16 protein-coding genes are annotated in these 17,562 nt (G+C 72.6%); 7 read left to right on the top strand and 9 right to left on the bottom strand.

Going from position 1 to position 17,562, the window contains the following annotated elements; all coding sequences use genetic code 11:
- Window positions 1–92: 92 nt before the first annotated feature.
- Window positions 93–1,082 (bottom strand): helix-turn-helix transcriptional regulator, encoded by a 990-nt coding sequence (locus tag CYQ11_RS12590; protein ID WP_099199721.1) that lies wholly within the window; start codon window positions 1,080–1,082, stop codon window positions 93–95.
- Between the two features lie 212 nt (window positions 1,083–1,294).
- Here CYQ11_RS12590 and CYQ11_RS12585 point away from each other — a divergent pair, with 212 nt between their 5' ends.
- From CYQ11_RS12585 to CYQ11_RS12570, 4 genes are all read left to right on the top strand, one after another.
- On the top strand, window positions 1,295–2,740 hold the full coding sequence (locus tag CYQ11_RS12585) for an MFS transporter (protein ID WP_099199722.1): 1,446 nt from the start codon (window positions 1,295–1,297) through the stop codon (window positions 2,738–2,740).
- 148 nt (window positions 2,741–2,888) lie between these two features.
- The gene (locus tag CYQ11_RS12580) at window positions 2,889–3,302 is read left to right on the top strand and encodes a GntR family transcriptional regulator (protein ID WP_398779957.1); all 414 of its coding nucleotides are present in this window, start codon (window positions 2,889–2,891) and stop codon (window positions 3,300–3,302) included.
- Window positions 3,299–4,207: an ATP-binding cassette domain-containing protein gene (locus CYQ11_RS12575; RefSeq protein ID WP_099199540.1), complete on the top strand. Its 909-nt coding sequence runs from the start codon at window positions 3,299–3,301 to the stop codon at window positions 4,205–4,207. Before CYQ11_RS12580 ends, CYQ11_RS12575 begins: the two co-directional genes overlap by 4 nt.
- Window positions 4,204–5,169 carry an ABC-2 membrane transporter-related protein gene (locus CYQ11_RS12570; RefSeq protein WP_099199541.1) on the top strand — a complete coding sequence of 322 codons (966 nt, stop codon included), beginning with the start codon at window positions 4,204–4,206 and terminating at the stop codon, window positions 5,167–5,169. The genes CYQ11_RS12575 and CYQ11_RS12570 overlap by 4 nt, the downstream gene beginning before the upstream one ends.
- A gap of 13 nt (window positions 5,170–5,182) precedes the next feature.
- Here CYQ11_RS12570 and CYQ11_RS12565 read toward each other — a convergent pair whose 3' ends face one another.
- Together CYQ11_RS12565 and CYQ11_RS12560 are read right to left on the bottom strand one after the other, a co-directional pair.
- The gene (locus CYQ11_RS12565; RefSeq protein WP_099199542.1) at window positions 5,183–6,274 is read right to left on the bottom strand and encodes a P1 family peptidase; all 1,092 of its coding nucleotides are present in this window, start codon (window positions 6,272–6,274) and stop codon (window positions 5,183–5,185) included.
- 9 nt (window positions 6,275–6,283) lie between these two features.
- Window positions 6,284–7,501 (bottom strand): low temperature requirement protein A, encoded by a 1,218-nt coding sequence (locus CYQ11_RS12560; RefSeq protein WP_099199543.1) that lies wholly within the window; start codon window positions 7,499–7,501, stop codon window positions 6,284–6,286.
- 82 nt (window positions 7,502–7,583) lie between these two features.
- Between CYQ11_RS12560 and CYQ11_RS12555 the strand changes: the two genes are divergently transcribed.
- On the top strand, window positions 7,584–7,763 hold the full coding sequence (locus CYQ11_RS12555) for a hypothetical protein (protein WP_099199544.1): 180 nt from the start codon (window positions 7,584–7,586) through the stop codon (window positions 7,761–7,763).
- Window positions 7,764–7,808: 45 nt separating this feature from the next.
- On the opposite strand, the gene mscL is transcribed toward CYQ11_RS12555, so the two are convergent.
- The 5 genes from mscL to CYQ11_RS12530 all read right to left on the bottom strand — a co-directional run bounded on the left by mscL (window position 7,809) and on the right by CYQ11_RS12530 (window position 12,808).
- Window positions 7,809–8,288, bottom strand: a complete 480-nt coding sequence (gene mscL / locus CYQ11_RS12550; protein WP_099199545.1) for a large conductance mechanosensitive channel protein MscL — start codon at window positions 8,286–8,288, stop codon at window positions 7,809–7,811.
- 110 nt (window positions 8,289–8,398) lie between these two features.
- A complete protein-coding gene (locus tag CYQ11_RS12545; RefSeq protein WP_099199546.1) occupies window positions 8,399–9,244 on the bottom strand; it encodes an S-methyl-5'-thioadenosine phosphorylase in 846 nt (281 codons plus the stop codon).
- A 113-nt stretch (window positions 9,245–9,357) separates the two neighbouring features.
- Window positions 9,358–9,669, bottom strand: coding sequence for an FmdB family zinc ribbon protein (locus tag CYQ11_RS12540; protein WP_099199547.1), 312 nt, complete (start codon window positions 9,667–9,669; stop codon window positions 9,358–9,360).
- Window positions 9,670–9,735: 66 nt separating this feature from the next.
- A complete protein-coding gene (locus CYQ11_RS12535; RefSeq protein WP_099199548.1) occupies window positions 9,736–11,016 on the bottom strand; it encodes an MFS transporter in 1,281 nt (426 codons plus the stop codon).
- 241 nt (window positions 11,017–11,257) lie between these two features.
- Window positions 11,258–12,808, bottom strand: a complete 1,551-nt coding sequence (locus tag CYQ11_RS12530) for a potassium/proton antiporter (RefSeq protein WP_240003431.1) — start codon at window positions 12,806–12,808, stop codon at window positions 11,258–11,260.
- A 258-nt stretch (window positions 12,809–13,066) separates the two neighbouring features.
- Between CYQ11_RS12530 and CYQ11_RS12525 the strand changes: the two genes are divergently transcribed.
- On the top strand, window positions 13,067–15,934 hold the full coding sequence (locus CYQ11_RS12525) for a penicillin acylase family protein (protein ID WP_099199549.1): 2,868 nt from the start codon (window positions 13,067–13,069) through the stop codon (window positions 15,932–15,934).
- A gap of 3 nt (window positions 15,935–15,937) precedes the next feature.
- On the opposite strand, the gene CYQ11_RS12520 is transcribed toward CYQ11_RS12525, so the two are convergent.
- Window positions 15,938–16,531, bottom strand: coding sequence for a 5-formyltetrahydrofolate cyclo-ligase (locus CYQ11_RS12520; RefSeq protein WP_398779939.1), 594 nt, complete (start codon window positions 16,529–16,531; stop codon window positions 15,938–15,940).
- Window positions 16,532–16,612: 81 nt separating this feature from the next.
- On the opposite strand from CYQ11_RS12520, the gene galU reads away from it, so the two are divergent.
- Window positions 16,613–17,515 carry a UTP--glucose-1-phosphate uridylyltransferase GalU gene (gene galU / locus CYQ11_RS12515; RefSeq protein WP_099199551.1) on the top strand — a complete coding sequence of 301 codons (903 nt, stop codon included), beginning with the start codon at window positions 16,613–16,615 and terminating at the stop codon, window positions 17,513–17,515.
- The last annotated feature ends 47 nt before the right edge of the window (window positions 17,516–17,562 follow it).

Here is a 17,562-nt window from a genome sequence, read left to right as displayed (position 1 = left end):
TCGGGCGGACCCCCTGGACGGACCCCGGCGCCTCCCCCCTTGCGCCGGGGTCCTTTTCTGCGCCCTCGGCGCCCGCTGCGTCCCCTCGCCCGCTACGTCCCCTGCCCCTGCGGGCACCGCTCGGCGGCCCGGCTGATCCGCGCCCCGAGGCCCCGCAGGTGCTCGACCAGCTCCGCCGGCTCGTGCACCGTGAACTCGCAGTCCACGATCGCCAGCCGGAAGGCCATCCACTCCAGGGAATCGGACGTCGTGGTGTCGAGCCGGCAGGAGTCCGCGCCGAGGGCCGTGGGCGTGCCCAGCCACCCGGGCAGGCGCGACGCCACGAAGTCCGCGGGCGCGGAGAAGGTCGCCACCACCCGGTACGTGGGCTGGCTGCCGCTCAGGGAACGGCTCAGGTACTCCGCGGCGTCCGCCGCCGGCAGCTCCCGCGGGGCGAACCGCGCGCCCGTGGCGAACGGCTCGCTGACCCGGTCCACCCGGAAGGTCCGCCAGTCCTCGCGGTCGATGTCGTAGGCCACCAGGTACCAGCGCCGCCCGGTGCTCACCAGCTGGTGCGGCTCGACGAGCCGCCGGGTGCGGGTGCCGTCCCCCGTGCGGTAGGCGAACCGCAGCCGCTCGTGCCCGGTCGCGGCCGCGGCCATGGCGGTCAGCGTGTGCGGATCGACGGTCGCGCCGTCGCCCGACCCCCAGGTGAGCGGCACGGTCGCGTTCTGGAGCGCGGAGACGCGGTGCCGCAGCCGGGACGGCAGCACCTGCTCCAGCTTGGCCAGCGCCCGCACGGACGCCTCCTCGATGCCCTCGACCGCGTGGCCCGCGCCGGCCCGCAGGCCGACCGCGATCGCCACGGCCTCCTCGTCGTCCAGGACGAGCGGCGGCATGGCCGCGCCGGCCGCCAGCCGGTACCCGCCGTCCGCCCCCATCGTTGCCTGTACGGGGTAACCGAGGTCACGGAGCCGCTCGATGTCCCGCCGGATGGTGCGCGGGCTCACCCCGAGCCGCTCCGCGAGCTCGCTGCCGGGCCACTCGCGAGGCGTCTGGAGGAGGGACAGGAGATTCAGCAAACGTGCCGGGGTGTCCGTCATGCCCTCCAGCGTGACAGGAATGTAGGACATGAACTGACCTATAGGGGGGGTAGCTTTTCGGGACGAAGCAACGAGGAAACGATCCGGCGCCCCATGAAGAGGCCGGCACCGTGAAGAGGAAGGCAGCACCACCTGTGACCACCGCCGCGACCACCGATCCGCCCGCCCGGGGCGCCGCCGACCGCCGCCGCTGGCTGGCGCTCGCCGTGGTGATGACCGCCTCCTTCATGGACCTGGTCGACGTCACCATCGTCAACATCGCCATGCCCAGCATCCGCGACGACATCGGCGCCTCCTTCAGCACCCTGCAGTGGATCACCGAGGGCTACGCGCTGGCCTTCGCCGCCGGTCTGATCACCGGCGGGCGGCTCGGCGACATATACGGCCGCAGGCGGATATTCCTCCTCGGCATGTCCGGCTTCACCCTCGCCTCGATGCTGTGCGGCATCGCCGGCGACCCGCAGCTGCTCGTCGCCGCGCGCGTCCTCCAGGGCGCCACCGCGGCACTGATGGTGCCTCAGGTCCTGGCGATCGTCCACGCCACCTTCCCGGCGCACGAGCGCGGCAAGGTCTTCGGCATGTTCGGCGCGGTGGTCGGCCTGGGGGCCGTCTCCGGCCCGATCCTCGGCGCGCTGCTGACCCAGTGGAACCTCTTCGGGCTGGAGTGGCGGCCCATCTTCCTCGTCAACCTGCCGGTCGGCGTCGCCGGGCTCCTGCTCGGCCGGAAGTACATCTCCGAGTCCAGGGCTCCGCAGGCGCTGAAGCTGGACCTCGTCGGCATGGCCCTGGCGACCGGTGGCGTGCTCATGCTGCTCTACCCGCTCACCCAGGGCCGCGAGCTGGGCTGGCCGCTGTGGGGCCACCTGTGCATGGCCGGCAGCGTGCTCGTCCTGGCCGCGTTCGTGGCGTACGAGCGCCACAAGAGCCGCAAGGACGGGTCCCCGCTGGTCGAGCTGTCGCTGTTCAAGGTCAAGAGCTTCGCGGCCGGCATCGGCGTGGAACTCGCCTTCGGCATCGCCTGCGGCATCTTCTTCCTGATCTGGACCCTCTACATGCAGATCGGCCTCGGCTGGAGCCCGCTGCGGGCCGGTCTGACCGGCATCCCGTTCTCCATCGCCGTCTCCGTGGCGGCGGGCGTGTCCGTGCAGAAGCTCGTACCGAGGTTCGGGCGGAAGGTCCTCCAGGCCGGGGCGCTGGCCATGGCCTCCGGCGTCCTGCTCTACATCTGGGAGTCGGGTCACTACGGCAAGGACATCGCCCCCTGGCAGATGGCGCTGCCGCTGGTGGTCATGGGCCTGGGCATGGGCCTGATCGTCGCCCCGCTGACCGAGACGGTCATCGCCGAGGTGCCGCGCGAGCACTCCGGCTCCGCGTCCGGCCTCATCAACACCACCCAGCAGCTGGGCAACGCGATGGGCCTCGGCCTGGTCTCGGTCGTCTTCTTCGACGCCCTCGACGAGGGCCGGATGGCCCGGGGCCACGCGGCCGAGGCGTTCGGGGACGCCTTCCGCAACGGCATGTGGTGGGTCGCGGGCGTCCTCGGCGCGGTCCTCGCCCTGATGTTCGCCCTGCCGCGCAAGGCGAAGGCGGGCGCGGCGGCCGCGGAGGGCGCGGACGCCGAGGCCGGCACGGCGCGGGAGTCGGCCGCGGCGGCGTAGGCGCGGCACGACCTGGGTGGCCACGGCCACGACGGGGCGGAGGGCTTCGGCGGCCCTCCGCCCCGTCGCGTTTTCTCCGATTTGACGGCGATGATCATCCGGCATCATCATTCCACTAACACGTTAGTGGAATGGGGTGGGTGGCGTGATCGCGTTCCGCGTCGACCGGCGCAGTGGCCTCGCCCCCTACCTCCAGCTCGTCCAGCAGGTGAAACAGGCCCTCCGCCTGGGCTTCCTGGCACCGGGGGACCGCCTGCCGACGGCCCGCGAGGTCGTCGAAGCCCTGGCCGTCAACCCCAACACCGTCCTGCGCGCCTACCGCGAGCTCGAACGCGAGGGGCTGGTCGCACCGCGGCCCGGGCAGGGCACGTTCGTGACGGCCTCGCTGGCACGCCCCGCGGCGGCCGCCGGCTCGCCGCTGCGCGCGGAGGTCGCCGGCTGGGTGGCGCGGGCCCGCGCGACCGGGCTGGCGCGGGAGGACGTCGCGGCGCTCGTCGCGGCCGCCCTGGACGAGCGTTACCCCTTGTCCCCACACCCGCGGTCGATGGAGGAAGACACGTGAGCGAACCAAAGGCCCCCGCGGACGCGGCCCTGTCCGCGACGGGGCTCGGACGGAGGTTCGGCGGCGGCTGGGCCCTGCGCGACTGCGCGTTCACCCTGCCCCGAGGGCGGATCACCGCCCTCGTCGGACCCAACGGGGCGGGCAAGAGCACACTGTTCCACCTGGCGACGGGTCTGCTGCGGCCCACCGCCGGCGAGCTGCGCGTCTTCGGCGCCGTCCCCGGCACCCCCGACGCCAGGCGCCGCACGGCCTTCCTCGCCCAGGACAAGCCGCTCTACCCGCGCTTCACCGTCGCCGACACCCTGCGGTTCGGGCGGGAGCTCAACCCCGGCCACTGGGACGCGGCCGCCGCCGAACGCGTCGTGAAGGCCGGCGGCCTGGACCTCGACGCCCAGGTCGGCACCCTCTCGCCCGGCCAGTGCACCCGCGTCGCCCTGGCCCTGGCCCTCGGCAAGCGCCCCGACCTGCTGCTGCTGGACGAGCCGCTGGCCGCCCTCGATCCGCTCGTGCGCGTCGAGGTGCTGGGCCTGATCATGGCCGAGGCCGCGGAGCGGGAGATCAGCGTGGTCATGTCCTCCCACATCCTGACCGAGCTGGAGCACGCCTGCGACCACGTGCTGCTGCTCAAGAACGGCGGCGTACGACTCGCCGGCGACGCCCAGCGGCTGTGCGAGGAGCACACCCTGCTCACGGGCCGCGCCGACGGGTCGGCCGCCGACGGGCTGCCGCCGGGCGTGGACCGGGCGGCCGTCGTGGAGTCCGCTGTCACCGGCCGCCAGGTCACCGCGCTGGTCCGCCGCACCGGGCCCCCGGGTGAGGGGTGGCTCACCGAAACGCCCAGGCTGGAGGAGCTGTTGCTGACCTATCTGCGGACGGACGACGACACGAGGGGAGTCGCCGCGTGAAGGGCACCTTGTGGCTGGCCTGGCGCCAGCAGCGCGCGCTGGTGCTGGGGGGCGGGCTCCTGCTCGCCCTGTGCGCGGCGTGGGTGGTGTTCCAGCGCCCGGACGCGGTGGCGTTCGTCGACGAGCACCACCTCGCCGGCTGCAAGGGCTGGGACGGCGGTGACGAGGAGGGCTGCGACGGGGAGGCCTTCGCCCGGCTGTTCGACGGCGGTGCCGGCGGTCTCGGCGCGCTCGCGGCCCTCAGCGTCGCCCTGCCCGTCCTCATCGGCGTCTTCTGGGGCGCGCCCCTGCTGGGCCGCGAGTTCGAGAACGGAACGATCAAGCTGGCGCTGACCCAGGGGGTGAGCGTCCGGCGGTGGTTCGCCACCCGTTTCGCGCTGGCCACGGTGTGCGCCGTCACCGGCTCCGCGGTGCTGGCCGCGCTGGTCGCCTGGTGGTGGCAGCCGACGGCCAACATGCTGTCGGGCTTCTACTGGCACGACGGCTACATCTTCAACGCCACCGGTCCGGCCGCCGTCGCCTGCGCGTTCTTCGGCCTGGCCGCCGGCACGGCCGCCGGACTGCTGATGCGGCGGACCCTGGCCGCGATGGGCGTCACGCTGGCGGCGGTCGGCGGAACGCGGCTCCTGCTGAACACCTTCCGCTCCGACTGGATCGCCCCCACCACCCGCGTCACGCCGGGCATGACGCCGAAGCAGCCGGTGGGCAGCGCCTGGTCGACGGGGGACTTCGGCTACCTCGACGCCGCCGGACGGGAGTACCCCATCTCCCGGTACTGCCAGACCTCGGGCGAGGACCTGAGGCGGTGCATGGCCGAGAACGGCTTCGTCGCCCGGTACCACAAGGTCCATCCGGTCGGTGACTTCTGGGCCTTCCAGTGGATCGAGACGGCCCTCTTCCTCGGCGCCGCCGCGGCCCTGGTCGCCGTGACGTGTCTGGTGCTGCGGCGGCGCCTGGTCTGAACCGCCGGCCTTCTCAGGCGTCAGCGCCGTAGAGGTCGCGGTAGGACGGGAACACGCCGCCCGGGCCGTCCACGCCCTCCGCCGCGAGGACCGCCTTGACCACCGCCCTGGTCAGCACCTCCGCCCCGGCGGCGAGGATCTCGTTGAGGGCCCCGGCGGCGAAGTCGGCGCCGCCGGGCAGGTGTTCCTCCACGGGCAGCGGGCGCTCGCCGGTGGCCAGCGCGAAGACCGTGTCGCCGTCGGTCAGCAGGTGCACCGGGCGGACGGCCCGGGCCAGACCGTCGTGCGCGGTGCCGGCCAGCTTCTGCGTCTGGGCGCGGGTGAGGACGGCGTCGGTGGCGACGACGGCGATCGTCGTGTTCAGCGGCGGCCGTACGGAAGCCGCCCAGCGCCGCGCGGACTCCTGGCGCGCGGCCGCAAGGGCCCGGCGGGCGGCCTCGTGCCGCTCGGGGGAGGGGTGGACGACGGGACGGCCCTCGAAGAGCCGCCCGTACAGCACGCCCGTCGCCGGGTCGGCCACGGCGCCCGCCGCGTTGGCGGCGGCGAGGGCCGCGACGGTCACGCCGGAGGGCAGGACGACGCTGGCCGTGCCGATGCCGCCCTTGATGCCGCCGGCCACCGCCCCGGTGCCGGCGCCCACGTTGCCCTGGGCCACGGGCGCGCCGTCCTCCGTGCGGGCCGCCGCCTCCACGGCCCGCCTGCCGAGCGCGGCGTCGGGGCGGGCGCGCCAGTCGCCGCCGCGGCCGAGGTCGAAGAGGGCGGCGGCCGGGACGACGGGCACCACCTGTCCGGCCGCCGGACCCACGCGGAAGCCCCGGTCCGCCTCCTCCAGCCAGGCCATCACCCCCGAGGCGGCGTCCAGCCCGAAGGCGCTGCCGCCGGTCAGCACGATCGCCTCGACGCGCTGCACGAGGTTGCGCGGGTCGAGCGCGTCCGTCTCCTTGGTCCCGGGCCCGCCGCCGCGCACGTCCACGGCGGCGACGGCCCCGCCGGGGGGCGCGAGCACCACGGTGGTGCCGGTGAGGGCGCCGTCGCCGGTGCGCTGGGCGTGGCCCACGCGCAGGCCGGCGATGTCGGTGAGGGAGTCGTCGCGGGTGGTCGGCATGGGGTGGTCCTACCCCGGTTCCGCCCCCTGCCGAACCCGGGCGGCGGACTCCCGTGCGCCGCGCGTCGACAGCGTCACCCCCACCACGACCGTCGCCGACGCGACGACGCCCGCCAGCAGCGTCGCGAAGCGGCCGGCGAACGTGCAGGCCAGCACCGCCACCGCGGAGACCGGCAGGGTCAGGTGCTGGGGCAGCCCGCGCTTGTGATGGCGCGCGTGCACCAGCCAGACCGAGAGCATGAACAGCGCGGCGGGGACGGTGACCGACGCCGCCGCGGCCAGGGCCGGGACGTGCGCCTTGCCGGTGGTCTCCTCGACCGCGACCTCGATGCCCGCGCCGATCGCGGCCGCCGAGCCGAAGACCAGGTAGTGGCCGTAACCCCAGGCGAACGCCTGGCGGTTGGAGACCAGGTGGAGGTGGATGGGCACGGCGAAGTAGATCCAGTACGCCGCGAAGATCAGCAGCAGGCCGCCGGCCGCGATCGGCAGGAGCTCGTCCAGCGCCTCGTGCTCGTCCACCGCCGACTGGACGGCCACCGTGGCGGCGGCGACCGTCTCGCCGAGCACGATGATGGTGAACAGCCCGTACCGCTCGGCGACGTGGTGCGGATGCCAGGCCGTGGGCCCGCCGAGCTCGGCGCAGACGGGCACGGCCATCTCGACGAACGCCATCACCAGGAACACCCACGGCTTGGCGTGGTCGGGCAGGAGCAGCACGCCCAGCCAGCCCACCTGGCACAGGGAGACGCCGGCCGCGTACCGCAGCGCGGTGCGGCGCTCGGCCCCCTCGGTGGCGTGGGCGGCCCGCAGCCACTGGGAGACCAGCGCCAGCCGCATCACCAGATAGCCGGACCAGACCAGCGTGAAGTCGCTGTCGGCGAACGCCCGCGGGACGCCCGCCGCGAGGATCAGCACGCCGGCGATCTGGACCAGCGTCACCACGCGGTACAGCACGTCGTCCGTGTCGTACGCGGAGGCGAACCAGGTGAAGTTGACCCAGGCCCACCAGATGGCGAAGAACAGCATCAGGTAGCCGGTGACGCCGTGTCCCGGACGGCCCTCGGCGAGGGCGTGCACCAGCTGCCGGCCGGCCTGGGCGACCGCGACCACGAAGCACAGGTCGAAGAGGAGCTCCAGCGGTGTGGCGGTGCGGTGCTCCTCGTCCCGGCCCCGCGCCGTCATCCGGCGCAGCACCCCGGACGGCCGGGGCGGCGGCTGCTCGCTCATAGGGCGATTGTCACCGCGGCCCGCGCCCCCCGCGCGCCGGAGCCGGGCGCGCCTTCCGCGCGGCCGCCCGTACCCTTGACGCATGAGCACCCTCCCCGAGCCCGCCCCCCGGCGCAAGCCCACCGCGCTGATCTTCGACGACCCGCTGTCGCAGCAGTCCTCGGACGACACCGACCGCGGCTGGGGCGACCGCCCCTCCGGTGGGGGGAGCGCCGCCGACCTGGCGCGGTTCCTGGACGAGAAGCCGCCCCACCACATCTGACCCGCCGCGTCCGGGCCTGCCGCGCCGCGCGGTACGGGCCCGCGGCTACCGCTGCGCCGGGACCGAGTCCGAACCCGGCCCGCGGCGCTGCTCGACGAGGGTGTCCCGGATCTGGGCGAGCAGCTCGATCTCCGTGAGCTTCGCCGGCTCGGCCTCCGCCGGGGACTTGGCCGCCTGCCGCTCCTGCCAGCGCTTCATGGGCAGCAGCATCAGGAAGTAGACGACCGCCGCCGTGATCACGAACGTGAGCGTGGCGCTGAGCACGGCGCCCCACTGGATGAACACGCCGCGGGTGACCTCACCCGTCCCGCTCCGGGTGCAGGGGCCCTTGATGCAGGCCGCGTAGCGGTCGAGGTCCTTGGTGCCGAAGGCGCCGACGATCGGGTTGATCACGCCCTTGACCACAGAGTTCACGATGTTGGTGAACGCCGCGCCGATGACAACGGCGACCGCCAGGTCGATCACGTTGCCCCGCATCAGGAATGCCTTGAAGCCGCCAAGGACCCCTGTCTTCTTCTCGCTCACCGAACAGCCTCTCTCCGCGCGCGTCCCTGTGCGCGTCCGTCATGGAAATGGTCGATTCCATAACATACGAGACAAGCGCCGGGCCCTGTCCAATCCGCGCCCCGGCCGGTCTACGGCAGTTCGATTCCCAGGTCCCACCCGTCGTGCGCGTGGGTGCACAGGCAGTCGCGCTTCTCGTTCCGGGGCAGCGCCGCCACGGCGTCGAAGAGCACCTCGCGCAGCCGCGCCACGTTCTCCCCGAAGACCCGCAGCACGTCCTCGTGGGTGACGCCCTCGCCCGTCTCCGCGCCCGCGTCCAGGTCCGTGACCAGCGACATCGAGGTGTAGCAGAGCCCCAGCTCGCGGGCCAGGACCGCCTCCGGATGCCCGGTCATGCCGACGACCGACCAGCCCTGCGCCGCGTGCCAGCGCGACTCGGCACGCGTGGAGAAGCGCGGCCCCTCGATCACCACCATCGTGCCCCCGTCCACCGGCTCCCAGGCGCGCCCGCGCGCCGCCGCCAGCGCGACGGTGCGCCCCACGGGGCAGTACGGGTCGGCGAACGTCAGGTGCACGACCTCCGGGACCGTGCCGTCCGGCAGCGGCTCCCCGTCGAAGAAGGTCTGGGTACGCGTCTTCGTGCGGTCCACCAGCTGGTCCGGTATGAGCAGCGTCCCCGGCCCGTACTCCTCCCGCAGTCCGCCCACCGCGCAGGGGCCCAGCACCTGCCGGACGCCGAGAGAGCGCAGCGCCCAGAGGTTGGCGCGGTAGTTGATGCGGTGCGGCGGCAGGTGGTGGGAGCGGCCGTGCCGCGGCAGGAAGGCGACCCTGCGGCCCGCCAGTTCGCCGACGAAGAGCGAGTCGCTCGGCGCCCCGTAGGGGGTCTTGACGGTGATCTCGGTCACGTCGTCGAGGAAGGAGTAGAACCCCGAGCCGCCGATGACGCCTATCTCCGCGGTGGACGCAGCTGAAGTCATGCGCTCACCCTAGCCGGGCGCATGCGAACGGGCCCGCCGTCTCCGCGAGGGAGACGACGGGCCCGTCCGGACGTGAGAGGCGCGGAGGATCTCCGCGCGGGGGCGCTGCGGCGTCAGGCGGCCGAGCTGCTCGACGTGGTGCCCGCCCCGGCCGAGGTGCTCGACGAGGAGGACGACGAAGAAGAGGACGAGGAGGCCGAGGTCGACGAGGACGTCGACTTCGCCGCCGGGCTGCTGCTGGACGACGAGCCGCGGCTGTCGTTGCGGTAGAAGCCCGAGCCCTTGAAGACGATGCCGACCGCGGAGAACACCTTCTTCAGGCGTCCGTCGCACTGGGGGCACACGGTCAGGGCGTCGTCGGTGAACTTCTGCACCGCCTCGAGGCCTTCCCCGCACTCGGTGCACTGGTACTGGTAAGTCGGCACTTGCTCCTCCTGGCACTCTCACTCATTGAGTGCTAACGACGATCCATAGTGCAGTATTCCGGTCCGTCAGTCCACTGAGACGGGCTCACGGTGACCGACCCCACGTGCCGCGACGACCGACTCCGAGCGCGGGGTCAGCGCCTTGCGCAGCAGGAGCAGGACCACCAGCGCGGCCGCGGTGCCGCCCAGCGGCACCAGGAAGCCGGTGCTCGCCCCGTGGGCGTCGATCAGGCGTCCGCCCACGGTGGCGCCCGCCGCCTGGCCCAGGCCGACGGCGCCCGTCAGCCAGGTGAACGCCTCGGTGCGGGCGCCCGGCGGGACCAGCTTCTCCACCAGCGTGTAGCCGGTGATCAGCGAGGGCGCGATGCACAGGCCCACCGCCATGCCCAGGGCGCCCAGCAGCACCATGTGGTGCGCCGCCCACAGCGGGGTGGTGGCCAGCACCAGCAGGGGGTAGGCCAGCAGCAGCCGGCGCTGGGGGCTGGACCTCCAGGCCACGACACCGCAGACGATGCCGGCGATCATGTTTCCGGCCGCGAAGGCGCCGTACATCAGACCGTTCAGGCCCGGCTCGCCCATCTCCTTGGTGAAGGCGGTCATCGAGACCTGCATGCCGCCGAAGACCGTGCCGATGCCCAGCATGACGATCGCCAGCACCCGCACGCCCGGCACGGACAGGGCCGAGACGCGCTTGCCGCCGGCTTCGCCGGCCGCCCCGCGGCTCGGCTGCGGCTGCGTGCGCCGCTGGGAGGCGAAGAGCAGGCCGCCCGCCAGGGTCAGCACGGCCTCCGCGACCAGACCGGCGGCCGGGTGGACGCCGGTGCACAGCGCCGTGGCCAGCACCGGACCGATCACGAACGTGAACTCGTCGGTGACGGACTCGAAGGCCGCCGCGGTGGACATCAGCGGCGAGCCCTCGAGCTTGTTGGCCCAGCGGGCCCGCACCATCGGCCCGATCTGCGGGGTCGAGGCGCCGGCCGGCACGGCGGCCGCCAGCAGCGCCCACAGGGGCGCGTCCAACAGCGCGAGCGCCGTCAGCAGCGAGATCGCCGCGGCGTGCACGACGACGCCGGGCATCAGCACCGCGGCCTGCCCGAAGCGGTCCGCGAGCTTGCCGCTCTGCGGCGCGAACAGCGCCATGGCCACGCCCGCGGTCGCCGAGACGGTGCCCGCGGTGCCGTAGGAGCCGGTGGTGTCGTTGACCAGCAGCAGGATGCCGATGGTCAGCATCGCGAAGGGCTGCCGGGCCAGAAAGCCGGGGAGCAGGAACGTCCAGGCGCCGCGGGTGCGCAGCAGCTGTCCGTATCCAGGGCGTGCCCCAGCGGAGTCGTTGACCGTGGATGCCACGGCCTCGGCCTTTCCGCCGCCTGGTAGCGCACTCCGGACGGGTACCGCACGGAGTGCGCCGAGAGCTGTCCTCTCGCGCAGGACCGTGGTAGATGCCATTCCGGCCGCCTCGTGCGGCCGCGGCCGCCGTGCGGTCGCGCCAGCCCTGCATCAGGCAGAGTTGGTTCGGTGTGTAGGTCAGACGCGTGGCGCAACGGCCGCCCCAGGGGACACCCGGTACGCACACGAATAAGCGAATAGCTTACTTAACCGTCTTCTTCTTCGCCAGACCCCGCTTTGCACTCGGCTTCGCAAGCGCATCGTCCGCCTCGGGGCTCACCCCCAGCCAGCCGGCCAGCTTGCCGCCCTCGGCGACCGCCCGCAGCCGCCGCTCGGTGGCGTCGCGCACCGGATCGGTGGCCACCACCATCAGCTCGTCGCCGCGCCGCAGGACGGTCGTGGGGCCCGGCACGAAGCTCGCGCCGTCGCGCACGACCAGGGTGACGGCGGCGCCGTGCGGCAGCCGCAGCTCGCTGACCTCGACGCCGTGCATCCTCGAGTCCTCGGGCACCGACACCGACAGCAGGTGGCCGCGCAGCCGCTCCAGGGGCGCCGACTCGATGCCGAGGTCCTGGGCCGCCTGGTCGCCCAGCTTCAGGTGCCGCGCCAGCCAGGGCAGGGTCGGGCCCTGCACCAGGGTGTAGACGATCACCAGCACGAAGACGATGTTGAAGATCCGGCGGCTGTCGGCGACCCCGCCGACCATGGGGATGGTGGCCAGGACGATGGGCACCGCGCCGCGCAGCCCGGCCCAGGACAGCAGCACCTTCTCCGGCCAGGGCGTACGGAAGGGCGCCGTGCTCAGGAAGACCGACACCGGCCGGGCGACCATGGTCAGCACCAGCCCGACCACCAGCGCGGGCACGATGTCGTCGACCAGCTCGTGCGGGGTGACCAGCAGGCCGAGCAGGACGAACATGCCGATCTGGGCGATCCAGCCGAGCCCCTCGGCGAAGCCCCGGGTGGCCGGCCAGTGCGGCAGCTTCGCGTTGCCCAGGATCAGCGCGGCCAGGTAGACGGCCAGGAAGCCGGAGCCGTGGGCGAGCGAGCCGCCCGCGTAGGCGACGGTCGCGATGGCCATCACGGCGATGGGGTAGAGGCCGGAGGCGGGCAGGGCCACGTGCCGCAGCCCGTACGCGCCCAGCCAGCCGATGGCCAGACCGACGGCCGCGCCGATGGCCAGCTCCAGGGCGATCCGGCCCAGCAGCAGGTACCACTGGTCGACCGGGCCGGCGGCCGAGAAGGCCACGACCAGGATGACGACCGGGGCGTCGTTGAAGCCGGACTCGGCCTCCAGGACACCCGTCAGACGGCGGGGGAGCGGCACGTTGCGCAGCACGGAGAAGACGGCCGCGGCGTCCGTGGAGGAGACCACCGCGCCGATGATGAGGGACTGCCGCCACTCGACGCCGGCCAGGTAGTGGGCGGCCGCGGCGGTGACGCCCACGCTCACCGCGACGCCGAAGGTGGAGAGCACGGCCGCGGCGGGCAGGGCGGGTTTGATCTCGTGCCACTTGGTGCCGAGGCCGCCCTCCGCGAGGATCACGACCAGTGCGGCGTAGCCGATGACCTGGGTGAGACCCACGTCGTTGAAGGAGACGCCGATGCCGTCCTGGCCGATCGCGACGCCGATGCCCAGATAGACGAGCAGGCTGGGAAGCCCGCTGCGTGAGGAGACCCGGACCGCCGCCACCGCGACGAGCAGAACGAGCGAGCAGATCAGCAGGAGTTCGTTGAGGTGGTGGACAGTCAGGGGCCGATCCCTTCCGTGAGGAGGTCTTCCATGAGCGTCTTCGGCTTCTTCACATCGGTGGCCGGAACGTTCCTCCCCTCATGGATAAGTTCATTTCCTCATCTAACATTTTACGGGTTCTTGACGCGGCCCCTCCCGGCGGACCTCGCGCGGGGCCCCGCCGCCGGCTCCCGTACGGCACCGCGTCCGGGCGCCGGCGCGCCTGCGCCTATGGTTGCTTCCAGCATTCAGGACCACCCTGCCCCTCTAAGGACAGCGATGCCCGCCAACAAATCCGGCCCCGGCAAGAAGAAGAAGGGGCGACGCGCCCGCCTGCTCGTGATCACTTTCGTGCTGCTGCTCGTGGCGGGCGTCGCCTTCGGGGCGTACTGGAGCGTGAGCACCGTCCGCGCCTCCTTCCCGCAGACCGACGGCACGCTCCAGCTCAAGGGGCTGTCCGGGCAGGTGAAGGTGGTGCGCGACGACCACGGCATCCCGCAGGTCTACGCGGACAGCCCCGAGGACCTCTTCCGCGCCCAGGGCTTCGTCCAGGCGCAGGACCGCTTCTGGGAGATGGACGTCCGCCGCCACCTGACCGCGGGGCGGCTCTCCGAGATGTTCGGCTCCGGCCAGGTCGAGACCGACGCCTTCCTGCGCACCATGGGCTGGCGCAAGGTCGCGCAGGAGGAGTACGACACCAAGCTCTCCGCGAGCACCAAGAAATACCTCCGGGCCTACTCCGAGGGCGTCAACGCCTACCTCAAGGACCACCAGGGCAAGTCCCTGTCCGTCGAGTACGCGGCCCTGGAGTTCGAGAACGACTACAAGCCCGAGGCGTGGACCCCGGTCGACTCCGTCGCCTGGCTCAAGGCCATGGCCTGGGACCTGCGCGGCAACATGCGCGACGAGATCGACCGGTCGCTGGCCGCCTCGCGCCTGACCCCGCAGCAGATCGAGGACCTGTACCCGGCGTACCCCTACGACCGGAACAAGCCGATCGTCGAGGGCGGCGCGGTCGACTCGGCCAAGGCGTTCGACCCCAAGGGCGGCCAGGGCGGCTCCACCCAGGCCGGCGGCCCGGGCGCCGTCACCGGTGGCGCCGGCGCCGCCGCGGGGCTGCGCGGCAGCCTGGCGGCGCTCTCCGGCAGCCTGGAGAAGGTCCCGGCGCTCCTGGGTCCCAACGGCAACGGCATCGGCTCCAACTCGTGGGTCGTCTCGGGCAAGTACACGACCACCGGCAAGCCGCTGCTGGCCAACGACCCGCACCTCGCGCCGCAGATGCCCTCGCTCTGGTACCAGATGGGCCTGCACTGCAACAAGACCAGCGCGCAGTGCCCGTTCGACGTGGCCGGCTACTCCTTCTCCGGCATGCCGGGCGTCGTCATCGGCCACAACAAGGACATCGCCTGGGGCATGACCAACCTGGGCGCGGACGTCTCCGACCTCTACCTGGAGAAGGTCACCGCCGACAGCTACCTCTACGACGGCAAGCAGGTCCCCTTCACCACCCGCAAGGAGACCATCAAGGTCGCCGGCGAGCAGAGCCGCGAGATCACCGTCCGCGAGACCAACAGCGGCCCGATCGTCTCGGACCGCAACGACCAGCTGCGCAAGGTCGGTGAGAAGGCGCCCGTCAAGGAGCCCGCCCCCGACCGCGCCGAGGGTTACGCGGTGGCGCTGCGCTGGACCGCGCTCCAGCCGGGCAAGACCATGGACGGCCTCTTCGCGCTGGACCAGGCGACGGACTTCCCTTCCTTCCGCAAGGCGGCCGCCGACTTCGAGGTCCCCTCGCAGAACCTGGTCTACGCCGACACCAAGGGCAACATCGGCTACCAGGCCCCCGGCCGCATCCCCGTCCGCGGCAAGGCCAAGGGCGAGAACGAGGGCCGCACCCCCGGCCAGCCGGCCGGCACCGGCCGCAACCAGGCCGGGACCGACGCCAAGCCGGACGACAAGTCCGTGACCCCGGCCCCCGACGGCCGCTACCCGGCCCCGGGCTGGGACCCGGCCTACCAGTGGACCGGCTGGGTGCCGCAGTCCGCGCTGCCGTGGGACTACAACCCCCAGCGCGGCTACATCGTCACCGCCAACCAGGCCGTCGCCGACAAGAAGTACCCCTACCTCCTCACGCAGGACTGGGGCTACGGCGCCCGCAGCCAGCGGATCGGCGAGCTCATCGAGTCGAAGATCAAGGACGGCGGGAAGATCTCGACGGACGACATGCAGAAGATGCAGACGGACAACAGCAGCGAGATCGCCAAGCTGCTGACGCCCTATCTGCTCAAGATCGACCTCAAGGGCCCCAACGAGCGGGAGACGAAGTACCTCCGCGAGGCCCAGAAGCTGCTGAAGGACTGGGACTACAAGCAGGAGGCCGACTCGGCCGCCGCCGCCTACTTCAACGCGGTCTGGCGCAACACCCTCAAGCTGGCCTTCGGCAACAAGCTCCCCAAGGAGCTGCGGGTCAAGGACCAGTGCCTGCGGGTCCGCCCGGTCGACAGCTCCGCCCCGCAGGAGGACCTGGACGGCACCACCCGGCTGGTCCTGGAGTGCGGCGAGCGCGACCCCGACGCGGCGCAGCCCGACGGCGGCGACCGCTGGTTCGAGGTCGTGCGCGGCATCCTGGGCAAGCCGGACAACGACTGGTGGAAGACCAGCAGCCCCCGCTCCAACCCCGACGCCGGCACCCGCAACCGCGACGAGCTGCTGGCCCGCGCGATGAAGGACGCCCGATGGGAGCTGACCTCCAAGCTCGGCAAGGACGTCACGTCCTGGAGCTGGGGCCGGCTGCACCAGCTGAACCTGAAGAACCAGACGCTCGGCAAGGAGGGCCCCGGCATCGTCCAGTGGATGCTCAACCGGGGACCGTGGAACCTGGCGGGCGGCGAGGCGGCGGTCAACGCCGCCGGCTGGAACGCGGCGGGCGGCTACGACGTGGTCTGGGTCCCGTCGATGCGCATGGTCGTCAACCTCGACGACATGGACAAGTCGCGCTGGATCAACCTCACCGGCGCCTCCGGCCACGCCTACAACGCCCACTACTACGACCAGACGGACAAGTGGGCCAAGGGCGAGCTGCTGCCCTGGGCCTTCAGCCCGGACGCCGTGGAGAAGGCGAAGGACGCGGTGCTGACGCTGAAGCCGTGACCCTCAGGGTCCGAAACGGCGCACCCCGCCAGGGGTGACCACCGCGTGCACGGGGTGGTCGTGCGGTTCCTCCGGGACCCGCGCGACCACCTCGTCGTCGTAGAGGAGCACGATCCGCGCGGGGTCGGCCCCCGCCCGGTCCAGGCGGGCCAGCACCCGGTCGTACGAACCGCCGCCGCGCCCCAGCCGCAGTCCGCGGCCGTCCACGGCCAGCCCGGGCAGCAGCACGGCGTCCGCCCCGGTCACCGCCCCCGGGCCGAGCCGTTCGCCGTCCGGCTCCAGCAGGCCCTTGGCCGCGCGCACGAGGTGGCCCGCGCCCCGGTAGAGTCCCCAGTCGAGATCGTTGTCGGGCAGCAGGACCGGCAGCAGGACCCGGACGTCACGGGTGCGCAGCGTCTCCAGCAGGGCCCGGGTGCCCGGCTCGCTGCCGACCGAGACGTACGCGGCCACGGTGCGCGCCCCCGCCAGCTCCGGCAGCTCCAGGGCCCGGCGGCCCAACGCGGTCTGTGCGGCGGCGACGTCGTCCGGGGTCAGCCGTGATCTCGCCGAGAGGAGAAGACGGCGCAACTCGCGCTTGTTCACGTCGTATTCGATCACTGTTCGTGCAAACTCCTCGTCTCGGGTCATACTCAGCTGAGTCACATCTTCCGCTCAAACTCAACGGATAGTGTTCGGCCCATGACTCAATCGCGCCCACGGATCACCAAGGCTGTCATCCCCGCCGCCGGGCTCGGAACGCGCTTCCTCCCGGCGACCAAGGCGACGCCCAAGGAGATGCTGCCCGTCGTCGACAAGCCGGCGATCCAGTACGTGGTCGAGGAGGCCGCGCACGCGGGGCTCTCCGACGTCCTGATGATCACGGGGCGCAACAAGCGCCCGCTCGAAGATCACTTCGATCGGAACTACGAGCTGGAGGAGGCCCTGCGCCGCAAGGGCGACGCCTCCCGGCTCGCCAAGGTGCAGGAGTCGAGCGACCTCGCGACCATGCACTACGTCCGCCAGGGCGACCCTCGCGGCCTCGGGCACGCCGTCCTGTGCGCGGCCCCTCATGTCGGCGACGAGCCCTTCGCGGTCCTGCTGGGCGACGACCTGATCGACGAGCGCGACCCGCTGCTGTCCTACATGGTCGACGTCCAGCGCCTGCACGGCGGCAGCGTGATCGCCCTGATGGAGGTCGACCCCTCCCAGGTCGGGCTCTACGGCTGCGCGGCCGTCAAGCCCACCGACACCGAGAACGTCGTCGAGGTCACCGGGCTGGTCGAGAAGCCCGACCCCGCCGAGGCGCCCAGCAACTACGCCGTCATCGGCCGCTACGTCCTCGACCCCGCCATCTTCGACGTGCTGCGCGAGACCGAGCCGGGCCGCGGCGGCGAGATCCAGCTGACCGACGCCCTCCAGGCCCTCGCCGCCGAGCCCGCCCTCGGCGGGCCCGTGCACGGCGTGGTCTTCAAGGGCCGCCGTTACGACACCGGCGACCGCGGTGACTATCTGCGTGCCATTGTCAGACTGGCATGCGAACGTGAGGACCTGGGACCGGACTTCCGGGCCTGGCTCCGCAGTTACGTCACCGAGGAGATGTAGCGCTTTGAGCAGCAGCACCGTCGGCGCCGCCGCCGACCGCGACGGAC

Origin of the sequence: Streptomyces cinnamoneus, from assembly GCF_002939475.1 — a bacterium.
Lineage (GTDB): Bacteria > Actinomycetota > Actinomycetes > Streptomycetales > Streptomycetaceae > Streptomyces > Streptomyces cinnamoneus_A.
This window is presented reverse-complemented; position numbering and strand designations above follow the sequence as displayed.

Excerpts from the sequence above, each read along its gene's own strand:
- CYQ11_RS12590 (WP_099199721.1), bottom strand. The coding sequence starts at position 1,082 with ATGACGGACACCCCGGCACGTTTGCTGAATCTCCTGTCCCTCCTCCAG.
- CYQ11_RS12585 (WP_099199722.1), top strand. The coding sequence starts at position 1,295 with ATGACCGCCTCCTTCATGGACCTGGTCGACGTCACCATCGTCAACATC.
- CYQ11_RS12565 (WP_099199542.1), bottom strand. The coding sequence starts at position 6,274 with ATGCCGACCACCCGCGACGACTCCCTCACCGACATCGCCGGCCTGCGC.
- CYQ11_RS12560 (WP_099199543.1), bottom strand. The coding sequence starts at position 7,501 with ATGAGCGAGCAGCCGCCGCCCCGGCCGTCCGGGGTGCTGCGCCGGATG.
- CYQ11_RS12555 (WP_099199544.1), top strand. The coding sequence starts at position 7,584 with ATGAGCACCCTCCCCGAGCCCGCCCCCCGGCGCAAGCCCACCGCGCTG.
- CYQ11_RS12545 (WP_099199546.1), bottom strand. The coding sequence starts at position 9,244 with ATGACTTCAGCTGCGTCCACCGCGGAGATAGGCGTCATCGGCGGCTCG.
- CYQ11_RS12525 (WP_099199549.1), top strand. The coding sequence starts at position 13,067 with ATGCCCGCCAACAAATCCGGCCCCGGCAAGAAGAAGAAGGGGCGACGC.
- galU (WP_099199551.1), top strand. The coding sequence starts at position 16,613 with ATGACTCAATCGCGCCCACGGATCACCAAGGCTGTCATCCCCGCCGCC.